The sequence below is a fragment of the Butyricicoccus sp. AM32-19 genome, assembly GCF_003480365.1.
Lineage (GTDB): Bacteria > Bacillota > Clostridia > Oscillospirales > Butyricicoccaceae > Agathobaculum > Agathobaculum butyriciproducens.
In genome coordinates, this window is sequence record NZ_QUIX01000026.1 from 1 (window position 1) to 16,529 (window position 16,529).

Annotated in this window: 18 protein-coding genes; 12 read left to right on the forward strand and 6 right to left on the reverse strand. The window is 56.3% G+C overall.

Annotated features, from left to right (window positions below; all coding sequences use genetic code 11):
- From DW806_RS14415 to DW806_RS14425, 3 genes are all read left to right on the forward strand, one after another.
- The coding region (locus DW806_RS14415) for an iron-sulfur cluster-binding protein (RefSeq protein ID WP_442861157.1) at positions 1–423 on the forward strand (423 nt) is incomplete at its 5' end.
- Positions 424–425: 2 nt separating this feature from the next.
- Positions 426–1,820, forward strand: coding sequence for an NADPH-dependent glutamate synthase (gene gltA, locus DW806_RS14420; protein ID WP_118730394.1), 1,395 nt, complete (start codon positions 426–428; stop codon positions 1,818–1,820).
- A 197-nt stretch (positions 1,821–2,017) separates the two neighbouring features.
- Positions 2,018–2,341, forward strand: coding sequence for a hypothetical protein (locus tag DW806_RS14425; protein ID WP_118730395.1), 324 nt, complete (start codon positions 2,018–2,020; stop codon positions 2,339–2,341).
- Here DW806_RS14425 and DW806_RS14430 read toward each other — a convergent pair.
- Together DW806_RS14430 and spoVAC are read right to left on the reverse strand one after the other, a co-directional pair.
- Positions 2,282–3,160 carry a hypothetical protein gene (locus DW806_RS14430; RefSeq protein ID WP_118730396.1) on the reverse strand — a complete coding sequence of 293 codons (879 nt, stop codon included), beginning with the start codon at positions 3,158–3,160 and terminating at the stop codon, positions 2,282–2,284. The two genes, DW806_RS14425 and DW806_RS14430, sit on opposite strands and share 60 nt — an antisense overlap.
- A complete protein-coding gene (spoVAC, locus tag DW806_RS14435) occupies positions 3,157–3,606 on the reverse strand; it encodes a stage V sporulation protein AC (protein WP_117489141.1) in 450 nt (149 codons plus the stop codon). The genes DW806_RS14430 and spoVAC overlap by 4 nt, the downstream gene beginning before the upstream one ends.
- A 144-nt stretch (positions 3,607–3,750) precedes the next feature.
- Between spoVAC and DW806_RS14440 the strand changes: the two genes are divergently transcribed.
- The 6 genes from DW806_RS14440 to DW806_RS14465 all read left to right on the forward strand — a co-directional run bounded on the left by DW806_RS14440 (position 3,751) and on the right by DW806_RS14465 (position 9,185).
- Entirely contained in the window at positions 3,751–4,335 is a 585-nt protein-coding gene (locus DW806_RS14440; protein WP_118730397.1) for an ECF transporter S component, read from the forward strand.
- 356 nt (positions 4,336–4,691) lie between these two features.
- A complete protein-coding gene (locus DW806_RS14445; RefSeq protein WP_118730398.1) occupies positions 4,692–5,630 on the forward strand; it encodes a zinc dependent phospholipase C family protein in 939 nt (312 codons plus the stop codon).
- A 76-nt stretch (positions 5,631–5,706) separates the two neighbouring features.
- A complete protein-coding gene (locus tag DW806_RS14450) occupies positions 5,707–6,105 on the forward strand; it encodes a DUF1294 domain-containing protein (protein ID WP_243022783.1) in 399 nt (132 codons plus the stop codon).
- Positions 6,102–7,268, forward strand: a complete 1,167-nt coding sequence (locus DW806_RS14455) for a cation diffusion facilitator family transporter (protein ID WP_118730400.1) — start codon at positions 6,102–6,104, stop codon at positions 7,266–7,268. Before DW806_RS14450 ends, DW806_RS14455 begins: the two co-directional genes overlap by 4 nt.
- 194 nt (positions 7,269–7,462) lie before the next feature.
- Positions 7,463–8,404 carry an ABC transporter permease gene (locus DW806_RS14460; protein ID WP_118481349.1) on the forward strand — a complete coding sequence of 314 codons (942 nt, stop codon included), beginning with the start codon at positions 7,463–7,465 and terminating at the stop codon, positions 8,402–8,404.
- Between the two features lies 1 nt (position 8,405).
- Complete coding sequence (locus tag DW806_RS14465) at positions 8,406–9,185, forward strand: ABC transporter ATP-binding protein (RefSeq protein WP_110435947.1); 780 nt, start codon at positions 8,406–8,408, stop codon at positions 9,183–9,185.
- Positions 9,186–9,231: 46 nt separating this feature from the next.
- On the opposite strand, the gene DW806_RS14470 is transcribed toward DW806_RS14465, so the two are convergent.
- The 3 genes from DW806_RS14470 to DW806_RS14480 are packed head-to-tail and all read right to left on the reverse strand — an operon-like array spanning position 9,232 to position 11,669.
- Positions 9,232–9,801 carry a peptidoglycan-binding domain-containing protein gene (locus tag DW806_RS14470; protein ID WP_118730401.1) on the reverse strand — a complete coding sequence of 190 codons (570 nt, stop codon included), beginning with the start codon at positions 9,799–9,801 and terminating at the stop codon, positions 9,232–9,234.
- Entirely contained in the window at positions 9,802–11,226 is a 1,425-nt protein-coding gene (locus tag DW806_RS14475) for a peptidoglycan-binding protein (RefSeq protein ID WP_118730402.1), read from the reverse strand. It abuts the gene before it with no gap.
- 14 nt (positions 11,227–11,240) lie between these two features.
- A complete protein-coding gene (locus DW806_RS14480; protein WP_118730403.1) occupies positions 11,241–11,669 on the reverse strand; it encodes a carboxypeptidase regulatory-like domain-containing protein in 429 nt (142 codons plus the stop codon).
- An 89-nt stretch (positions 11,670–11,758) separates the two neighbouring features.
- On the opposite strand from DW806_RS14480, the gene DW806_RS14485 reads away from it, so the two are divergent.
- Positions 11,759–12,217, forward strand: coding sequence for a heme-degrading domain-containing protein (locus DW806_RS14485; RefSeq protein ID WP_117489127.1), 459 nt, complete (start codon positions 11,759–11,761; stop codon positions 12,215–12,217).
- 59 nt (positions 12,218–12,276) lie between these two features.
- Here DW806_RS14485 and asnB read toward each other — a convergent pair whose 3' ends face one another.
- The gene (asnB, locus tag DW806_RS14490) at positions 12,277–14,106 is read right to left on the reverse strand and encodes an asparagine synthase (glutamine-hydrolyzing) (RefSeq protein ID WP_118730404.1); all 1,830 of its coding nucleotides are present in this window, start codon (positions 14,104–14,106) and stop codon (positions 12,277–12,279) included.
- Positions 14,107–14,459: 353 nt separating this feature from the next.
- Between asnB and DW806_RS14495 the strand changes: the two genes are divergently transcribed.
- A complete protein-coding gene (locus tag DW806_RS14495) occupies positions 14,460–15,611 on the forward strand; it encodes an acyl-CoA dehydrogenase (RefSeq protein WP_118730405.1) in 1,152 nt (383 codons plus the stop codon).
- 21 nt (positions 15,612–15,632) lie between these two features.
- The gene (gene acrB, locus DW806_RS14500; protein ID WP_118361149.1) at positions 15,633–16,433 is read left to right on the forward strand and encodes an acryloyl-CoA reductase electron transfer subunit gamma; all 801 of its coding nucleotides are present in this window, start codon (positions 15,633–15,635) and stop codon (positions 16,431–16,433) included.
- The last annotated feature ends 96 nt before the right edge of the window (positions 16,434–16,529 follow it).

Sequence of the window (16,529 nt, forward strand, 5' to 3'; positions counted from 1 at the left end):
GAGATGAAGAACGCCTGCACCAACCTGCACATCGTGACCGATGACGGCTCGAACGGCCGCAAGGCACTGGTTACGCAGGTGCTCAAGGAGCTGATCGATGCGGGCAACCAGTACGATGCTGTTATCGCGATTGGCCCGATGATCATGATGAAGTTTGTCTGCGAGACCACTCGTCCGTACGGCATCAAGACCATCGTTTCCATGAACACCATCATGGTTGACGGTACCGGCATGTGCGGCGGCTGCCGTCTTACCGTTGGCGGCGAGACCAAGTTCGCATGCGTTGACGGCCCGGATTTCGACGGTCACCTCGTTGATTTTGACAGTGCAATGCGCCGCGGTGCCATGTACAAGGCACAGGAGCGCGCGGCGGTAGAGCGCCGCGAGGAGCATTGCAATCTGTTCAAGAAGGAGGTCAAGTAATCATGCCGAATATGAATCCGAACAAGTGCCCGATGCCCGAGCAGGCGCCGGACGTCCGCAATAAGAACTTTGAAGAGGTAACGCTCGGCTATACCGCTGAAATGGCGATCGAGGAAGCACAGCGCTGCCTGAACTGCAAGAACAAGCCCTGCATGACCGGCTGTCCGGTACAGGTCAAGATTCCGGAGTTCATCTCTCTGGTTGCAGAGGGTAAGTTCCTCGAGGCGGCTGCGAAGATCAAGGAAACCTCCGCTCTGCCCGCTGTCTGCGGCCGTGTATGCCCGCAGGAGAGCCAGTGCGAGTGTCACTGTGTCCGTGGCATCAAGGGCGAGCCGGTAGCCATCGGCCGTCTGGAGCGCTTCGTTGCGGACTATGCGCGCGAAAACAGCACCGAGAAGGCTGTCAAGCCGGAATCCAACGGTCACAAGGTTGCCATCGTTGGTGCAGGTCCGGCCGGTCTGACCTGCGCAGGCGATCTGGCTCGCATGGGTTATGAGGTTACCGTTTTCGAGGCGCTGCACACCGCAGGCGGCGTTCTGATGTACGGCATTCCGGAGTTCCGTCTGCCCAAGGCTATCGTGCAGAAGGAGATCGACACGCTGAAGGATCTCGGTGTTGCGTTCGTGCTGAACTTTGTTGTAGGCCGTTCTGAGACCATCGACGAGCTGTTCGGTGACGGTTTTGAAGCAATTTTCGTTGGCTCCGGTGCCGGTCTGCCGACCTTTATCGGCGTTCCGGGCGAGAACGCAAACGGCGTTTACTCCGCAAACGAGTACCTGACCCGCATCAATCTGATGAAGGCATACAAGGAAAACGCGGACACCCCGATCTACCACGCCAAGAAGGTCGCTGTTGTCGGCGGCGGCAACGTAGCAATGGACGCTGCCCGCTGTGCAAAGCGCATGGGCGCAGACGAGGTTTACATTGTTTACCGCCGTTCCGAGAAGGAGCTTCCGGCTCGTCTCGAGGAGATTCACCACGCGAAGGAAGAGGGCGTTGTATTCAAGTTCCTGACCGCGCCGCTCGAAGTGCTGTCTGACGAGAACTTCAACGTCACCGGCCTCAAGTGCCAGCAGATGGAGCTGGGTGAGCCTGACGCATCCGGCCGCCGCCGTCCGATTCCGGTTGAGGGCAGTGAGTTTGTACTCGACCTCGATTGTGTCATCGCGGCGATCGGCACCAGCCCGAACCCGCTGATCCGTCACACCACGCCGGGTCTGGAAACCAACCGCAAGGGCTGCATCGTGGCTGATGACGAGCACGGCATCACCTCCAAGGACGGCGTATTCGCCGGCGGTGACGCTGTTACCGGTGCGGCTACCGTTATCCTCGCAATGGGCGCCGGCAAGCGCGCTGCGGCTGCGATGGACGAGTACATCAAGAATAAGAACAAGTAATTTTTGCTTGATATGAGGAAAGAAAAACCAGGTTGTGCATTAAGCCGCAACCTGGTTTTTGCAGTGCGTTCGATATAGCAGCGACAAGTAAGCCGGGTGCCAGCCAAAAACTGACGGAAAACTCCAAAACCGACGAACAGAAATCATATAGCAGGCCGTATAGGGACGGACGAGAGTGCTGCTCAATACAAAGTCCAGTGCTGCTCGAACTGCTCGCGATTGCGGCACTCATCATGACAAATTTCCTCTCTAATGTGGTGACGATGGTGCTGTTCTTCAATATCGGTCTGGCGCTGCTCTCCGGTTCCAACATGCATCTGGGAGCGTTCGCCGCTGTCATCGGTGTCGCAGCATCTATGGCATCTCTGACGCCGTCCGCGTGCACACCGGCACCGCTCATCTTCGGACCGGGGCATGTGACGGTCCGCGGTGTGCTCAAGGCGAACCTCGTGTTCCTTGTGCTATCCCTTGCGGCCTGTCTTGTTGTGGTCTATCCGCTCGCCTCTGCGGTGTTTGGATAAGAAAAGCATGTGCGCAGATAAAATCCCCCTTGATGCCGGCCCGGTATCAGGGGGATTGTCTGTTTTTGTTCGTTCGGACGGGAATACCAGTGAATGGTTCTGATAACAGCAGGTTTTGTGCAAAACACAGCGCTCAGCGCGCCGAAAAATGTATGGGTCTAAATTCACATCTTCGGGCGCCATCGCCGCACCCATGTTGGCCGCGTCCTTGACGCCCATTTCGACCATTTTGCCGAACAGAACATGCGTCACGCGCACATCGCACGGCTCCGCGCCGTTCGGCACCGGCGCACTGCCGAGAATAGCCGCGCCTGCCGCAGTAGTCGTCCATTGTGCGGTTGGTGTGCGCTGCCCGCCGTAGGCCAGCGGAAAACGGTACTGCCGCTCCGCCGAGCAGAAATGCGAGGATGCTGCCGCAAGCAGGCGGTCTGCCGCGCCGCTCTCGACCAGACAGCCGCCGAGCGCAAGACCCTGTGCCATCGTCGAGCATGCACCGTACTGTCCGAGATAGGGCACATTCGCGTGCATGGACGCTAAAAACGAGCCGATGCACTGGTTGAGCAGGTCGCCTGCAAGGATCAGGTCGAGCGAACGCTCGGGCAGGGTGGCCTTGCGCAGCGCAAGCCGGATGGCGGTCTTTTGCAGTTCGCTCTCCGCCAGCTCCCACGAGCGCTGTCCCATCCGGTCATTCTTCGCCACATAGTCAAACCGCTCACCGAGCGGGCCTTCGCCCTCTTTTTTGCCGACTGCCGCCGCGTGTCCGAGCAGATACGGCCGGTTTTCGAGCGCAAGCGTGCGCTTGCCGATGCGCTTTATCATACCGAACCGCCTCCAGTCAAAAACAGAATGAGACCGTAGATGACGCTTGCCGAAATGCCGTACACCAGCACCGGTCCCGCGATAACGAACAGCTTTGCACCCAGACCGAGGATAAGTCCCTCGCTTTTGAACTCCATCGCCGGAGAAACAATGGCGTTTGCAAAGCCGGTGATCGGTACAATCGTGCCTGCTCCCGCATATTTTGCAAGCTTTTCGTACAAGTGCAGGCAGGTGAGCAGGGCACCGAGAAACACCATCGTGATGGCGGTTGCGGCGGCTGTGTCTTCGGTATCCAGTCCGCGGGAGAGCCACAGCTGCCGCACACCCTCGCCGGCTGTGCAGATCGCACCGCCGATGAGAAACGCCAGCAGGCAGTCGCGCCACAGCGGCGAATTCGGGCTTTTGCGTTCGAGCAGCTGTTGATAGGTTTGTTTATCCAGTTTCATGCAAGGTTCCCCTTTCTGTACGCGTAGTTTGCCCAGCCGTTCCGGGATTATCCATCTGACCCTGTAAAATAAATGCGAACTGACCATTTTCGACAGACCATATTCGCGGTATGATAAATAAAACATATCAGATCAGGGGGATTTATGATGGAATCCAAGAAAAAAGCGTTTTCGCTGTACGACATCGTGATGATCGGTCTGATGGCGGCAGTGGTATTCGTTGTTACCATGTTCCTGTCCATTCGCATTCCGACGCCGACAGGCACCACCATGATCAAGCTCGCAAACGCGTTCGTGCTGCTGTGCGGCCTGCTGCTCGGACCGGTTCGCGGCGGTCTTGCAGCCGGTATCGGCTCGATGATCTTCGACCTGATGACGCCGGAGTACGCACCGGAGGCGTGGATCACCTTCGTGCGTTTCTTCCTGATGGCATGGCTGTGCGGCGTGATCGCTTACGCCGGTGCTGCGGCCGCAAAGAAATTTGCGCGCAACCTCGTGGCGTGCCTTGCAGGTGCGGTGTTCTCGTCGCTGCTGTACATGCTCAAGGGCATTATTGAGCTGATGATTGGCGGCAGTGCTCTGGTTCCGGCTTTTGTGGCCAATATTCCGAAGCTGATGACCTCGCCTCCGAATATCATTATCGCGGTAGTTGTTGCAATGGCGCTTCTGCCGGCGCTGCAGAAGGCGATGAATTCGACCTCGTTCGGCCGCCATATAGCAGAAAAGTAAGCAAATCCGTTGAGAAACGCGCCTGTCGGTTATCGGCAGGCGCGTTTTCCATGCTTTGCAGAAAGTCGGATTTCGTGGTATACTGTAGGCAACACCGCACAATTAAAGCGGCGGCTCCTTGCGCAGGCTCCGGTCGCGCTGCCGCGGGGCTTTGCGGAAATTTCGTGTTCTGACTTTGATCTCGGTTCCTTGCGCGAGTTCCGTCCGCGCTGCCGAAGTTTCACGGTAATACATCAAGTATTACCGCAAAACTGTGCCTCGTCAGTACGCAAAATTTACTCGCAAATCACTCTTGTTCAATTATGCGGTATTGCCTGTAATCATCTAAAGAAAAGCACAGCGAGGAGGAAAACAGTATGGCGGATTTTGTATCGCATCATCTATTCGGCAGGCAGGCACTGACGGTGTTTCCCGCACCGGCGCAGCGGGCAGCGGCATGCCGTCCGGCGTGCTTTTTCTGGGGCTGTCAGGGACCGGACCCGCTGTTTTACCGGAAAATCCTGTTCGGCAGTCCGCTGCACAAGCTGGGCAACCGCATGCACTCGGAGAAAACGGACGAGCTGTTTGCGGCGCTCTCGCGTGCGGTGCGCGACCTGAGCGGTGACGCGCAGGAGATCGCAGCGGCGTATTTCTACGGCTTCGTGTGCCATTATGCGCTCGACAGCGAGATTCATCCCTATGTTTACTGCCAACAGGTGCGGTTCTGTGCTGAAAATTCAAAGCTGTCCGCATCGGCGGTGCACAGCCGCATTGAAAGTGACATTGACTATCTGATCTACGAACGCGCATGCCATCGCCCCATCACCGAGTTCGATCCGGAGGAACGCTATCAGCTGTCACCGATCGAGCAGGCGGTGCTGTCGGTTGTGCTGCACGCGGTGCTCAAAACCGTGTACGGAGCGGACGTTTCCACGCATGATCTGCGTCGTTCATTCGTGGAAATGACCTCGTGGGAGAGTTTTCTCTATTCGGAGAGCCGCGCCGTCTATCGCGGAGCGAAAAAGGCGGAAGCCTTGCTCGGTCGAGGCGCCCTGCTCACCGGTCACATGAAGCTCGAGCGTCCGGTGTGGGATGCGCTCAATCTGGCTCATCAGCCGTGGCATAACCTGTGGAAACCGGACGAAACCCGCACGGATTCCGTTCCGGAGCTGTTCGGTCTGGCGCGTATTCGTGCCGCCTCGCTCGCCGGACAGTATGCCGCGCAGTTTGACGCAGGCTGGCTGATGCACTATCACTTTGATGAGCCGTTCGATAGCGGCAACCCGAAAAAATTGATAATGGAAAATGAAATGTGAGTGCATTTTCATTTGTCATTGCGATTGCAACAGAAAAGACGGTAAAAGACAAAAGGCGCCTGAAAAGGCGTCTTTTGTGTTAGACACCGCTACTTTTCTGTTAGTCACGGCTATTTTTGGCCTGATTTCTTTGCAATACGGCAATGCCTGTGGTAAAATTGTAGGAAATCCGAAAGGAGGTGCAGCGACCGTGCAGTATGTGCTGTACTATTTTATTGCAGTCAGCGTCATCGGCGCGATTGTCTGTATTTACGATAAGCTCGCCGCGGCTCGCGGCTGGAGGCGTGTGCCCGAGCGCACGCTGTTTTTCTGGGCGCTGATTGGCGGCGGGCCGGGCGTGTACGCCACCATGCTCATCATCCGTCACAAGACCCTGCACCATATTTTCATGCTCGGCATACCGGCAATTATGGTTCTACAGGGAGCAATTATTGTTGGTATTTATAACATTTTGTATACGAAGGGACTGCTATGACAAACGCACTTATCCATATTTTCATCCGCGATGCGGAAAACACCGGCGATTCGCAGGTGCGTGAAAAATTCGGCGTGCTGTCCGGCGCGGTCGGACTGGCATGCAACCTGTTCCTGTTTGCACTCAAGCTGATCATTGGTCTGCTTACAGGGTCGATTTCCATCGCGGCGGACGCATTCAACAACCTGTCGGACGGTCTGTCCTGCCTGATTTCCATTGTCGGCTTCAAGGTTTCCGGCAAGGAGCCGGATGCGAAGCACCCGTTCGGCTACGGACGTACCGAGTACATCGCGGGACTGATCGTCTCGTTCATCATCATTCTGGTCGGCTTCGAGTTCTTTAAAACCTCGCTCGATCGCATTCTGCATCCGGCTGCCGTAGCGTTCTCGGCGGTGCTGATGGGAATTCTTGCCGTATCCATGCTGGTTAAGCTGTGGATGGGCGCATTCAACATCAATATCGGCCGCAGAATCGATTCTCCGGTGCTGATGGCGGCCGGTCAGGACAGCCGCAATGATGTTGTTACTACGGCTGTTGTTGTACTCGGCATGGTAGCCAGTCGGTTTACTACGCTGCCGGTGGACGGATATGTGGGTGTTGCCGTTGCCGCGTTCATCCTCTGGTCGGGCATCGGCATTGCGAAGGATACGGTTGCGCCGCTGCTCGGCGAAGCCGCCGATCCGGTGGTTGCCCGCAATATCCGGCGGATTGTAATGGAATCTGACTATATTGTCGGCGTACACGATATGATCATCCACAACTACGGCGCAGGACGCTCGATTGCGTCGCTGCATGCCGAAGTGCCGAGCGACTCGGACTTTGTGGCTGTGCACGAGGAAATCGACGAGGCTGAAAAACGTGTCTGGCAGCAGACCGGTGTGTATCTGGTCATTCACATGGATCCGATCGATATCAATAATGCGTATGTCAACGCGCTGCGTGAGCAGACCGACGGCGTGCTCCGTCAGATCGACGGACAGCTTACCATGCACGACTTCCGCGTAGTGGACGGCAAACGCCAGATCAACCTGATTTTCGACGTTGTTGTGCCGTTTTCCTATGATGAGGATGCCAAACGCGACCTGCTGATGAAGATCTATGACAGCCTGAAAGCGATTGACTCGCGCTATAATCCGGTTGTAACGCTCGATCATCAGATGTGATAAGAAAATAATAGGCAGAAAAAGGAGGTGCTTTCGCATCTCCTTTTTCTGCTAAAAATAGCATAGAAAAACGGTAGGGAACAAAATAATCCGCGGAAACGGCAAGTTATCATTGCAATACCCCGGAAATTTGCTATAATGGAGATAGCGTTTTTACGCTTTATCAGATAACATTATTGTTTGGGGGAATTTAAGTGAGCTTTTTCTCGGGCCTGCTTTCCGCACTTCCCGGTGCAGTGGCGCAGGGTTTGATCTGGGGACTGATGGCGATCGGCGTATTCATCACCTTTAAGGTGCTCGATCTGGCCGACCTGACCGTCGATGGTACGATGGCGACCGGCGGTGCGGTGTGCATCGTTATGATGACGCACGGCGCGAATGTATGGGTGGCAATGCTGTGCGCTTTCCTTGCCGGCATGCTGGCCGGACTTATTACCGGTATTCTGCATACCTGTATGGGTATTCCGGCGATTCTGGCCGGTATTTTGACACAGCTGGCGCTGTTCTCCATTAACCTGCGCATTATGGACAAAAAAGCAAATGTAGCGATCAATCCGGACAACTACAAGCTGCTTGTATCGCTGCGCAACGTCAAGAAGCTGACTATCGAAAATCCGATTTTCGTTGCGGCTGTCTTTACGATTGTGGTTATCGCGCTGCTGTACTGGTTCTTCGGTACGGCGCTCGGCTGCTCCATCCGTGCGACCGGCGCAAACCCGAACATGAGCCGTGCACAGGGCATCAATGTTGATTTTGTCAAGGTGCTCGGCCTGATGCTGTCCAACGGTCTGGTTGCGCTGGCAAGTGCGCTGTACTGCCAGTATCAGGGCTTCGCGGATGTCAACGCCGGCCGTGGCGCTATCGTTATCGGCCTTGCCGCTGTCATCATCGGTGAGGTGCTGTTCAGCCGTATTTTCCGCAACTTTGCGCTGCGTCTGCTCGGCGTATCGCTCGGTGCGGTTGTGTACTATCTGGTTATTCAGGTGGTCCTCAATCTCGGCCTGAACACCAACGACCTGAAGCTGATCTCGGCTTTCGTCGTTGCAATCTTCCTTGCTGTTCCGTACTGGAAGGGCAAGTATTTCCGCGGTGCAGCCAAGAGTGCCGCAAAGACTGATGCGAAGGAGGCCAAGTAACATGCTGCAGCTCAAAGGGATTTACAAGACCTTCAACGCGGGCACGGTAAACGAAAAGCGTGCCATTGACAACCTGAACCTGACCCTTGAGGACGGCGATTTTGTCACCATCATCGGCGGCAACGGCGCCGGCAAGTCCACCACGCTGAACCTGATCGCAGGCGTGTATCCGGTGGATGCGGGCATGATTCATCTGAACGGCTACGACCTGACCAATCTGCCCGAGCATAAGCGCGCGCGTTTCCTCGGCCGCGTATTTCAGGACCCGATGATGGGTACTGCCGCTACCATGGGTATCGAGGAGAATCTGGCGCTGGCATACCGCCGCGGTCAGAAGCGCGGCCTCGGCTCCGGTATCACGAACGAGGAACGCGAGCTGTATCGCGAAAAGCTGGCAACGCTCGGTCTGGGACTGGAGAACCGCATGACCAGTAAGGTCGGTCTGCTGTCCGGCGGTCAGCGTCAGGCACTGACCCTGCTGATGGCCACCCTGCGCAAGCCGGATCTGCTGCTGCTCGACGAGCATACCGCAGCGCTCGATCCGAAAACCGCAGATAAGGTGCTGCAGATCACCGAAGAGATCGTTGCACGCGACAATCTCACCACATTGATGGTAACGCATAACATGAAGAACGCCATCCAGTACGGCAACCGTCTGATTATGATGGATGCCGGTCGCGTTGTCGTTGATATCCGCGGTGAGGAGAAGAAGAACCTTACCGTCCGCGACCTGCTCGAGAAGTTCAACATCGAGAGCGACCGTATGCTGCTCAGCGAATAAGGCGAATAGAAAGACCCCGAAACATGGTTTCGGGGTCTTTTTATGTTCATTTTTCATTTTCCAATCTCAATTCTCCATTGATTTGCCAACCGAGCGGCGTTCGCTGGAACAAAGCATTGTGCAGCCCTGTCAGTGCCTGCCATGTGGCTCGATCGGTAATGCCGGTCTCGGGCAGCTGAAAAATTTTCTGTGCATGTCTGACAGCGGACTGTGTATCCGCATCGTACTCGCCGGTGAGCGGCACGGCGGCAATCCGGTTATAATGCGGCGCACTTTCGCACAGCATGAGCTGGAGCACATACACCGTGGGACTTTTCGCGCCCGGTTTCAGCACGGCATTGCTCTCAGGCGGGAAGAATGCCGTCTGCATGGGAAGTGCATCGGCGGCGATAAGCGCGGCATATGTAGCGTAGATGGCGTTCCATGTGCGCTGGTCGGCGGTGCCCGTCACCGGAAGGCAGTTCTGCTGCTGATAATCGCGCACGGCAGCGGCAGTCTTTGCATCCCAGATGCCGTCCGGCACGAGCGGTGCAGCGCTACCCTCAGACTGCTGGATGCGTCGCAGAAAGGTCTGCAAATCGAAAATATGGCTGCGTTTTTGTGCATCGGTGTACAATCACGTTGCCTCCTCTCCAACGGGATAGCCGGGATACTGTCCTCTGGCACTCTGGCTGCCGGCCAGCACGGTTTCGGCAAGATCGGCCATGCCCTCCCATGTCAGCGGACCGATAGCGCCCGTGGTGGGCAGACCGAGCAGCGACTGGATGACTGACACCGAGGACTCGGTCGCGTCTCCGAAAATGCCGTCTACCGTGACAGCGGGCACCTCGGCATAGCCGCGCGCGATGATGTTGATGAGCTGCTGCGCCTTCCGCACGGCTTCGCCGCGCATCCCCTTGACAAGAAAGGTCTCCGGCAGGCCGATAAATTCCTCGAGCCACTCCTGCTCAGGCTGGGCGAGCAGCACGGACTGGTAGGTGGAAAGCAGGGCATACCACGTCTCTCGATCCACCACACCGGTGATAGGCAGGCCGACAAGCCGCTGATACGCAGCCACGGCTTCGCGGGTCTGCGGACCGAAAATACCGTCGATCTGTTCCGCCTGCCAACGCGGCAGCGCATCGTAAAATTCGCCGACAATGGCAAGAAAATACTGCAAAAGCTGTACGCCCGGGCCGCTCATGCCCTCGGTCAGCCGCTCGGGGTACTGGCGGGAAATCTCACTGAGGGTCAGTCCCTCGCTGTTGAGCTCGCTCAGGCGCTTGACATTATTATAAATGAACGCGATGCGGTACCATGTTGCCGGGCCGACAAGGCCGTCCTCGGTGAGGTTGAATTGCCGCTGGAACGCCCGCACGGCGCGTTCGGTATCTGCGTTGAACACGCCGTCTGTGGGATAGATTTTCGGAATGTTCGGGAAATTGGTCGAAATGCGGTTAAGGCGCGTTTGAATCGTGCGGACATCCTCGGAAAAATCGCCAAGCCGCAGCGTTACACCGGGAAATGACCCGCCGAGATTGGGCGAGAGCGGTGCACCGGTGACGAAATTGATGTCGCTGCCGTAAAACGACTGCAAGATCTGCTCGGCGGAAAGTCCCTGTTCGGCAAGCGGCACGGTGCCCCACTGGCTCAGGCCGCCCGGACAGGTGACGGTTGTGCCGTTGCAGTACTGCGCGAACAGCGGCTCGACCGAGTCGCCGCGGGTGAGGTAAGTGCCGATCATATCATCTACAATGGTGGAAATATTCTCGAAAATATCCCGTCCGGGCACAAAGGACTGGTCATACCGCGTGGAATTGGTGATGTCAAAATCGTAGCCTTGCGCGCGGTACCATTCGGTGAATACACGGTTGAGCACATAGGACATTTGTGCGTACACGTTGGCGCGGATGGCCTGCTCGGGCCAGGTCGGATAAATCTCGGACGAGGCCACATTCTTGATGTAGTCCGCAAACGGCACGGTGACATTCTGCGCATTCGAGGACGGCGCACCGAGGTGCACCGTGATGGTTTCCGGTATGGAAACATAGGGTTCGGGCAAAGCAATCCCTCCTTTTACGGATTCTCCGGCAGAGCCGGATCGAGGGCCTGCGGCGCATCGGTGGCAGTCAGGTCGGTCTGCGCGAAGCTCTGGTTTTCCTTGAGCGGTGTAAGTGCCACGGGCAGCATGGTCGGCACGCCGGAGAACATGGCGATGTGCAGCGCGGTCAGCGGTGTGTAGCCCTCGGCGGAGATTTCGACCGTGTAGACCGCAAACGGCGGACCGCTGCCCGGACTCAGCGAGTTGCTACGCGGCGGCGTTGTCAGTATCATGGACGGCGTCATGCCGCCGGAGTCGGTCGTGACCGAGTAAAGCAGCGTGCGCATGCCGGTATCATCCGGCGCGGTGGAGACGGAAACGATGGCGTTTTCAAGCGGCAGTGCGCCTAACGCGGTCGTGACGAGTACACGCAGTTCGGCGGTGCCGTCGGTCAGTTCAGCCATGAAAAAACCTCCTTGTCAGCAGGTGAAAAAACAGATATACTAAAGGTAACAGCCGCAAAGGCGGCAAAATCTCGAAAGGCGGGGACAGTATGCAGGATTACAAAACAATGATCTCCATGTGTGCAGAGCAGGAGGAGAAGTTTCAGTTTGAGCATTTTTCGCGCGAGGATGCGCTGAAAATCGGCCTCAAGCTGCATGAAAACGCAAAGGAGCAGCCGGTTGCGGTTGAGATTACGGTGAACGGTCTGGTCGTGTTCCGTTACTTCGCAGAAGGCGCAAAGCCGGACAGCGAGCTGTGGCTCGCGCGCAAGCGCAACGCGGTTGACCTGATGGAAACGTCCTCGCTGCGGTTTTTCGCAGAGCTGGAGGACGCGGGTGAGACCTTCGCGGACCGCAAGCTCGACCCGAACGAGTACGCCGCAGGCGGCGGTTTCCCGATCCGGCTGCGCGGCACCGGCGTGATCGGTTCCATCTGCGTTTCCGGTTATCCGGATCATGTGGATGATCATCAGCTTATCATTAACACACTGGCGGAGTATTTCGCATAATTGAGCATTTTAAATGGAGAATGGAAGATGAACGTATCGTTTTTCATTCTCCATTATTTTTATACTATTTTGACATGATAATGCCGAAACCACCGGTCAAGCTGGATGATATACGCGAAAATCTGCGGGGTGCGCATCAGCTGTCCGAACCACGGTTCGGTGAGGCTTTCCGGCCGCTGCATGAGTTTTTGTACGGCATTCCGGTCGAACAGGGAAGCGGTGACCGAGGTGTTATCCTCGAAAATACGGCGGACATAGTCCGCGCACAAGCGGGTATAAACCGGATGAAAGGTTTTCGGATACGGACTTTTCTTGCGGTAAACGATCTCTTTGGGCAGTTCATCGGCGAATGCGCGGCGCACGATGCCCTTCTCACGTCCCTCGAGCGATTTGAAGCCCCACGGCATATTATAGGCATATTCGACAATGCGGTGGTCGCAGAAGGGCACGCGAACCTCAAGACCGGAGTACATGCTCATGCGGTCCTTGCGGTCGAGCAGGGTCGCCATGAACCAGTCAAGATTGAGCACGAACATTTCACGCATCCGGGCTGCTTTTTTGTCATCGGACGGCAGTCTGGGTGCGCGGGCGCAGGTGTCGCGGTAGTGCTGGCGCACAAATTCCTCGCCGTTTCTAACGGCATCCGGTGTGAGCAGACCCAGCCGCAGACCGACCGACCGTGACCACGGAAACGTATCTTCAAACAGAATTTCCTCACGGTGGTACCACGGATAGCCGCCGAATAACTCGTCGGCGCACTCGCCGGACAGGCAAACGGTGGTTCCACCGCGCTTGACGGCAGCACAGAACAGCAGCAGGGAGGAGTCCACATCGGCCATGCCGGGCAGCGCACGCGCATCCGTCGCGGGGAGCAGGGCCGCGCACAGTGCCTCCGGTTCGAGCACAACGCGATGATGGTGCGTACCGAGAAAATCCACCATTTGATCAATATACGAATCGTCACTATTAGGCTGAAATATACTCTTTGTAAAATATTTATCGTTGTCCCGATAATCCACCGACCAGGTATGCAGCGTTTCGCCGCGGGCCGCGTAATCTTTCGCCGCCAGCATGGACAGGATGGACGAATCCAGTCCGCCGGACAGGAAACACGCCAGCGGCACATCGCTGACCAGCTGACGGCGGGCGGCATCGCAGATGAGCGTGTGCGTGCGCTCGACGGTAGTCGGCAGGTCGTCCTCATGCTCGTGCGCCTCGAGCTTCCAGTAGGTGTGATCGGTGAAGGCCTCCGGCGTAAGAACCGCAAAATGCCCGGGCACAAGTGAGGAAATCTGCCGAAAAACACCGGATTCCGGCGGGCGCGCAGGCCCGAGCAGCAGCAGCGTGCGCAGACCATCCTCGTCGAGCGCAGGCTCGATCTCCGGATGGCACAGCACGGTGTCAATGGTCGAACCAAAGGTCAGACCGTTGCGAATGGGAGCGAAAAACAGCGGTTTCACGCCTAGCCGGTCGCGGCAGAGCGTCAGTCGGCGTTCGCGTTTCTCCCAGATGGCAAAGGCGAAAATGCCGTTCAGCCGCGCAAATGCGTCGGTTTTCCACTCGAGATAGGCGTGCAGCAGCACTTCGGTGTCCGAATGTCCGACAAACTCGTGCCCGCGTGACATAAGTTCTCTACGCAATTCCGGTGTGTTATATAACTCTCCGTTATATATAAGGATAGTATTCCTGTCGGGAGAGCACATTGGCTGCTTGCCGCCCTCCGGATCAATGACGATCAGCCGCCGATGGATAAGCGCTGTGTCCTCGTCAAAATAGGTGCCTTCGGCATCCGGCCCGCGCGGCGTAAGCGTTCGCTTCATTCCGTGAAGGATCGGTCCGCCGCGGCGTGCGTCGCGTTCATAATCGACAAAACCGCCGATACCACACATAGGCGATTCCTCCTCTGATTGATGGTTTCCTTCTGTTATATGTATTAAATGTGAAAAATATGAAGTAAAATAGTAATTCTTCTAAAAAATATAAGCGGCGACAGAACAGGATGAGGGTTGCGTGCAATGTGCGTTCGTTCCTGCCGACATTTGGCAGAAACGCACAAAAAATGGAGTGCGGATTTTATCAGTAAAAAGAATGTTAAATCCTTGACAAATGGTTTCCGAACGATATAATAGAGATAGACATGCTCCAAACAAGGACCTCGCTGGGCGCGGCGCTGCGGCCAATGACCGTGTGCGCTGTGTTTTTGTGCGTGTCCGCTATTATTTATTTTTGGGAGGTTTATGGCATGGATTTTAGGCTTACAAAAGAAGAAGCACTGTTCCAGAAGATGTGCCGCGAGTTCGCTCTGAACGAAGTAGAGCCGATCGCAGCTGAGATCGATGCGGAAGAGCGCTATCCGGAGGAAACCGTTCAGAAGCTGATGAAGTACGGCCTGATGGGCATTCAGTTCCCGAAGGAAGTCGGCGGCTCCGGCGGTAACTATATCTGCTATTCTATCGCTATCGAAGAGATGAGCCGCGTATGCGGTACCACCGGCGGCATTATGTCCGCTCACGGCACCCTGGGTGCTTGGCCGATTTACGCTTTCGGCACCCCGGAGCAGAAGGAAAAGTGGCTGCGCCCGCTGATCGAGCCGAAGGAAGGCGCCAAGATCGGTGCATTCGGCCTGACCGAGCCGAACGCAGGTACTGACTCCGCTGCACAGCAGACCATGGCTGTTAAGCAGGAGGACGGCTCCTACATCATGAACGGCTCCAAGGTGTTCATCACCGGCGGCGGCCGTGCAGATACCTACGTTGTATTTGCTATGACCGACAAGTCTAAGGGCAACAAGGGCATTTCTGCGTTCATCGTTGACAAGGACGACCCGGGCTTCTCTATCGGCAAGATCGAGCACAAGATGGGCATCCGTGGTTCTCAGACCGCTGAGCTGATTTTTGAGGACGTTCATCTGCCGGCAGACCGTCTGCTGGGCAAGGAGAACGGCGGCTTCAAGATCGCTATGATGACCCTGGACGGCGGCCGTATCGGTATCGCTTCTCAGGCACTGGGTATCGCGCAGGGCGCTCTGGATAAGGCTATCCAGTACATGAAGGAGCGCGTACAGTTCGGCAAGACCCTTGATAAGTTCCAGGGCCTGCAGTGGATGGTAGCTGACATGGCAACCCAGATCGACGCTGCTCGTCTGCTGGTTCGCCGTGCTGCATTCAACCACGATGTTGGCCTGCCGTTCACCAAGGAAGCTGCTATGGCTAAGCTGTACGCTTCTGAGGTTGCAATGGACGTTACCACCAAGTGCGTACAGATCTACGGCGGCTACGGTTACATCCGTGAGTACCCGATGGAGCGCATGATGCGTGACGCTAAGATCACCGAGATCTACGAGGGCACTTCTCAGGTTCAGAGAATGGTCATCGCTGGTCAGGTTCTGCGCTAAGAAAAGGAGGAAAACTGAACTATGAAGGCAATTGTTTGTGTAAAGCAGGTTCCGGATACCTCCGGTAAGGTTGCTGTTAATCCCGATGGCACCCTGAATCGTGCATCCATGCAGACCATCACCAACCCGGACGACCTGAACGCTGTAGAGGCTGCTCTGAAGCTGAAGGACGCTACCGGCTGCAAGGTCGTTGTTATCACCATGGGTCCTCCCCCGGCAGAGGGCATGCTGCGTGAGCTGATCGCTCGTGGCGCTGATGAAGGCGTTCTGGTTTCCGCTCGTGAGTTCGGCGGTTCCGATACCTTTGCTACTTCCCAGATCCTGGCTGCTGCTGTTAAGAAGGTTGGCTTGGAGAAGGACGACATCGTATTCTGCGGCCGTCAGGCTATCGACGGTGATACCGCTCAGGTTGGCTCTCAGATCGCTGAGAAGCTGGACATCCCGCAGGTTTCCTATGTTGCCGGCATCGAGAAGGATGGCGACAAGGTTGTTGTTAAGCGTATGCTCGAGGACGGCCACATGACCATCGAGACCCAGACCCCGTGCCTGCTGACCTGCATCAAGGAGCTGAACGAGCCCCGTTACATGTCCCTCGGCGGCATCATGGACTGCTACTCCGCTCCGGTTTCCGTATATGACTACAACACCCTGAAGGACGATCCGCTGATCGATCCGACCACCATTGGTCTGAAGGGTTCTCCCACCAATATCTTCAAGTCTTTCACTCCCCCGCAGAAGGGTCAGGGCAAGATGCTCGAGGGCGCTGACAAGGCTACCTGTGAGACTCTGGCGGCTGAACTGCTGAAGAAGCATATTATCTGATTGAAAGGAGAACAGAACAATGGCTGATTTTAATAACACCAACCTCGCCGATTTCTCCGGCGTATGGGTATTCTGTGAGCAGCGCCAGGGCGAGCT

Bases quoted from the DNA above. Each gene is read 5' to 3' on its own strand.
- spoVAC (WP_117489141.1), bottom strand. From the start codon at position 3,606: ATGAAACTGGATAAACAAACCTATCAACAGCTGCTCGAACGCAAAAGC.
- gltA (WP_118730394.1), top strand. From the start codon at position 426: ATGCCGAATATGAATCCGAACAAGTGCCCGATGCCCGAGCAGGCGCCG.
- DW806_RS14440 (WP_118730397.1), top strand. From the start codon at position 3,751: ATGATGGAATCCAAGAAAAAAGCGTTTTCGCTGTACGACATCGTGATG.
- DW806_RS14480 (WP_118730403.1), bottom strand. From the start codon at position 11,669: ATGGCTGAACTGACCGACGGCACCGCCGAACTGCGTGTACTCGTCACG.
- DW806_RS14465 (WP_110435947.1), top strand. From the start codon at position 8,406: ATGCTGCAGCTCAAAGGGATTTACAAGACCTTCAACGCGGGCACGGTA.
- acrB (WP_118361149.1), top strand. From the start codon at position 15,633: ATGAAGGCAATTGTTTGTGTAAAGCAGGTTCCGGATACCTCCGGTAAG.
- DW806_RS14455 (WP_118730400.1), top strand. From the start codon at position 6,102: ATGACAAACGCACTTATCCATATTTTCATCCGCGATGCGGAAAACACC.
- DW806_RS14485 (WP_117489127.1), top strand. From the start codon at position 11,759: ATGCAGGATTACAAAACAATGATCTCCATGTGTGCAGAGCAGGAGGAG.
- DW806_RS14445 (WP_118730398.1), top strand. From the start codon at position 4,692: ATGGCGGATTTTGTATCGCATCATCTATTCGGCAGGCAGGCACTGACG.
- asnB (WP_118730404.1), bottom strand. From the start codon at position 14,106: ATGTGTGGTATCGGCGGTTTTGTCGATTATGAACGCGACGCACGCCGC.
- DW806_RS14430 (WP_118730396.1), bottom strand. From the start codon at position 3,160: ATGATAAAGCGCATCGGCAAGCGCACGCTTGCGCTCGAAAACCGGCCG.
- DW806_RS14495 (WP_118730405.1), top strand. From the start codon at position 14,460: ATGGATTTTAGGCTTACAAAAGAAGAAGCACTGTTCCAGAAGATGTGC.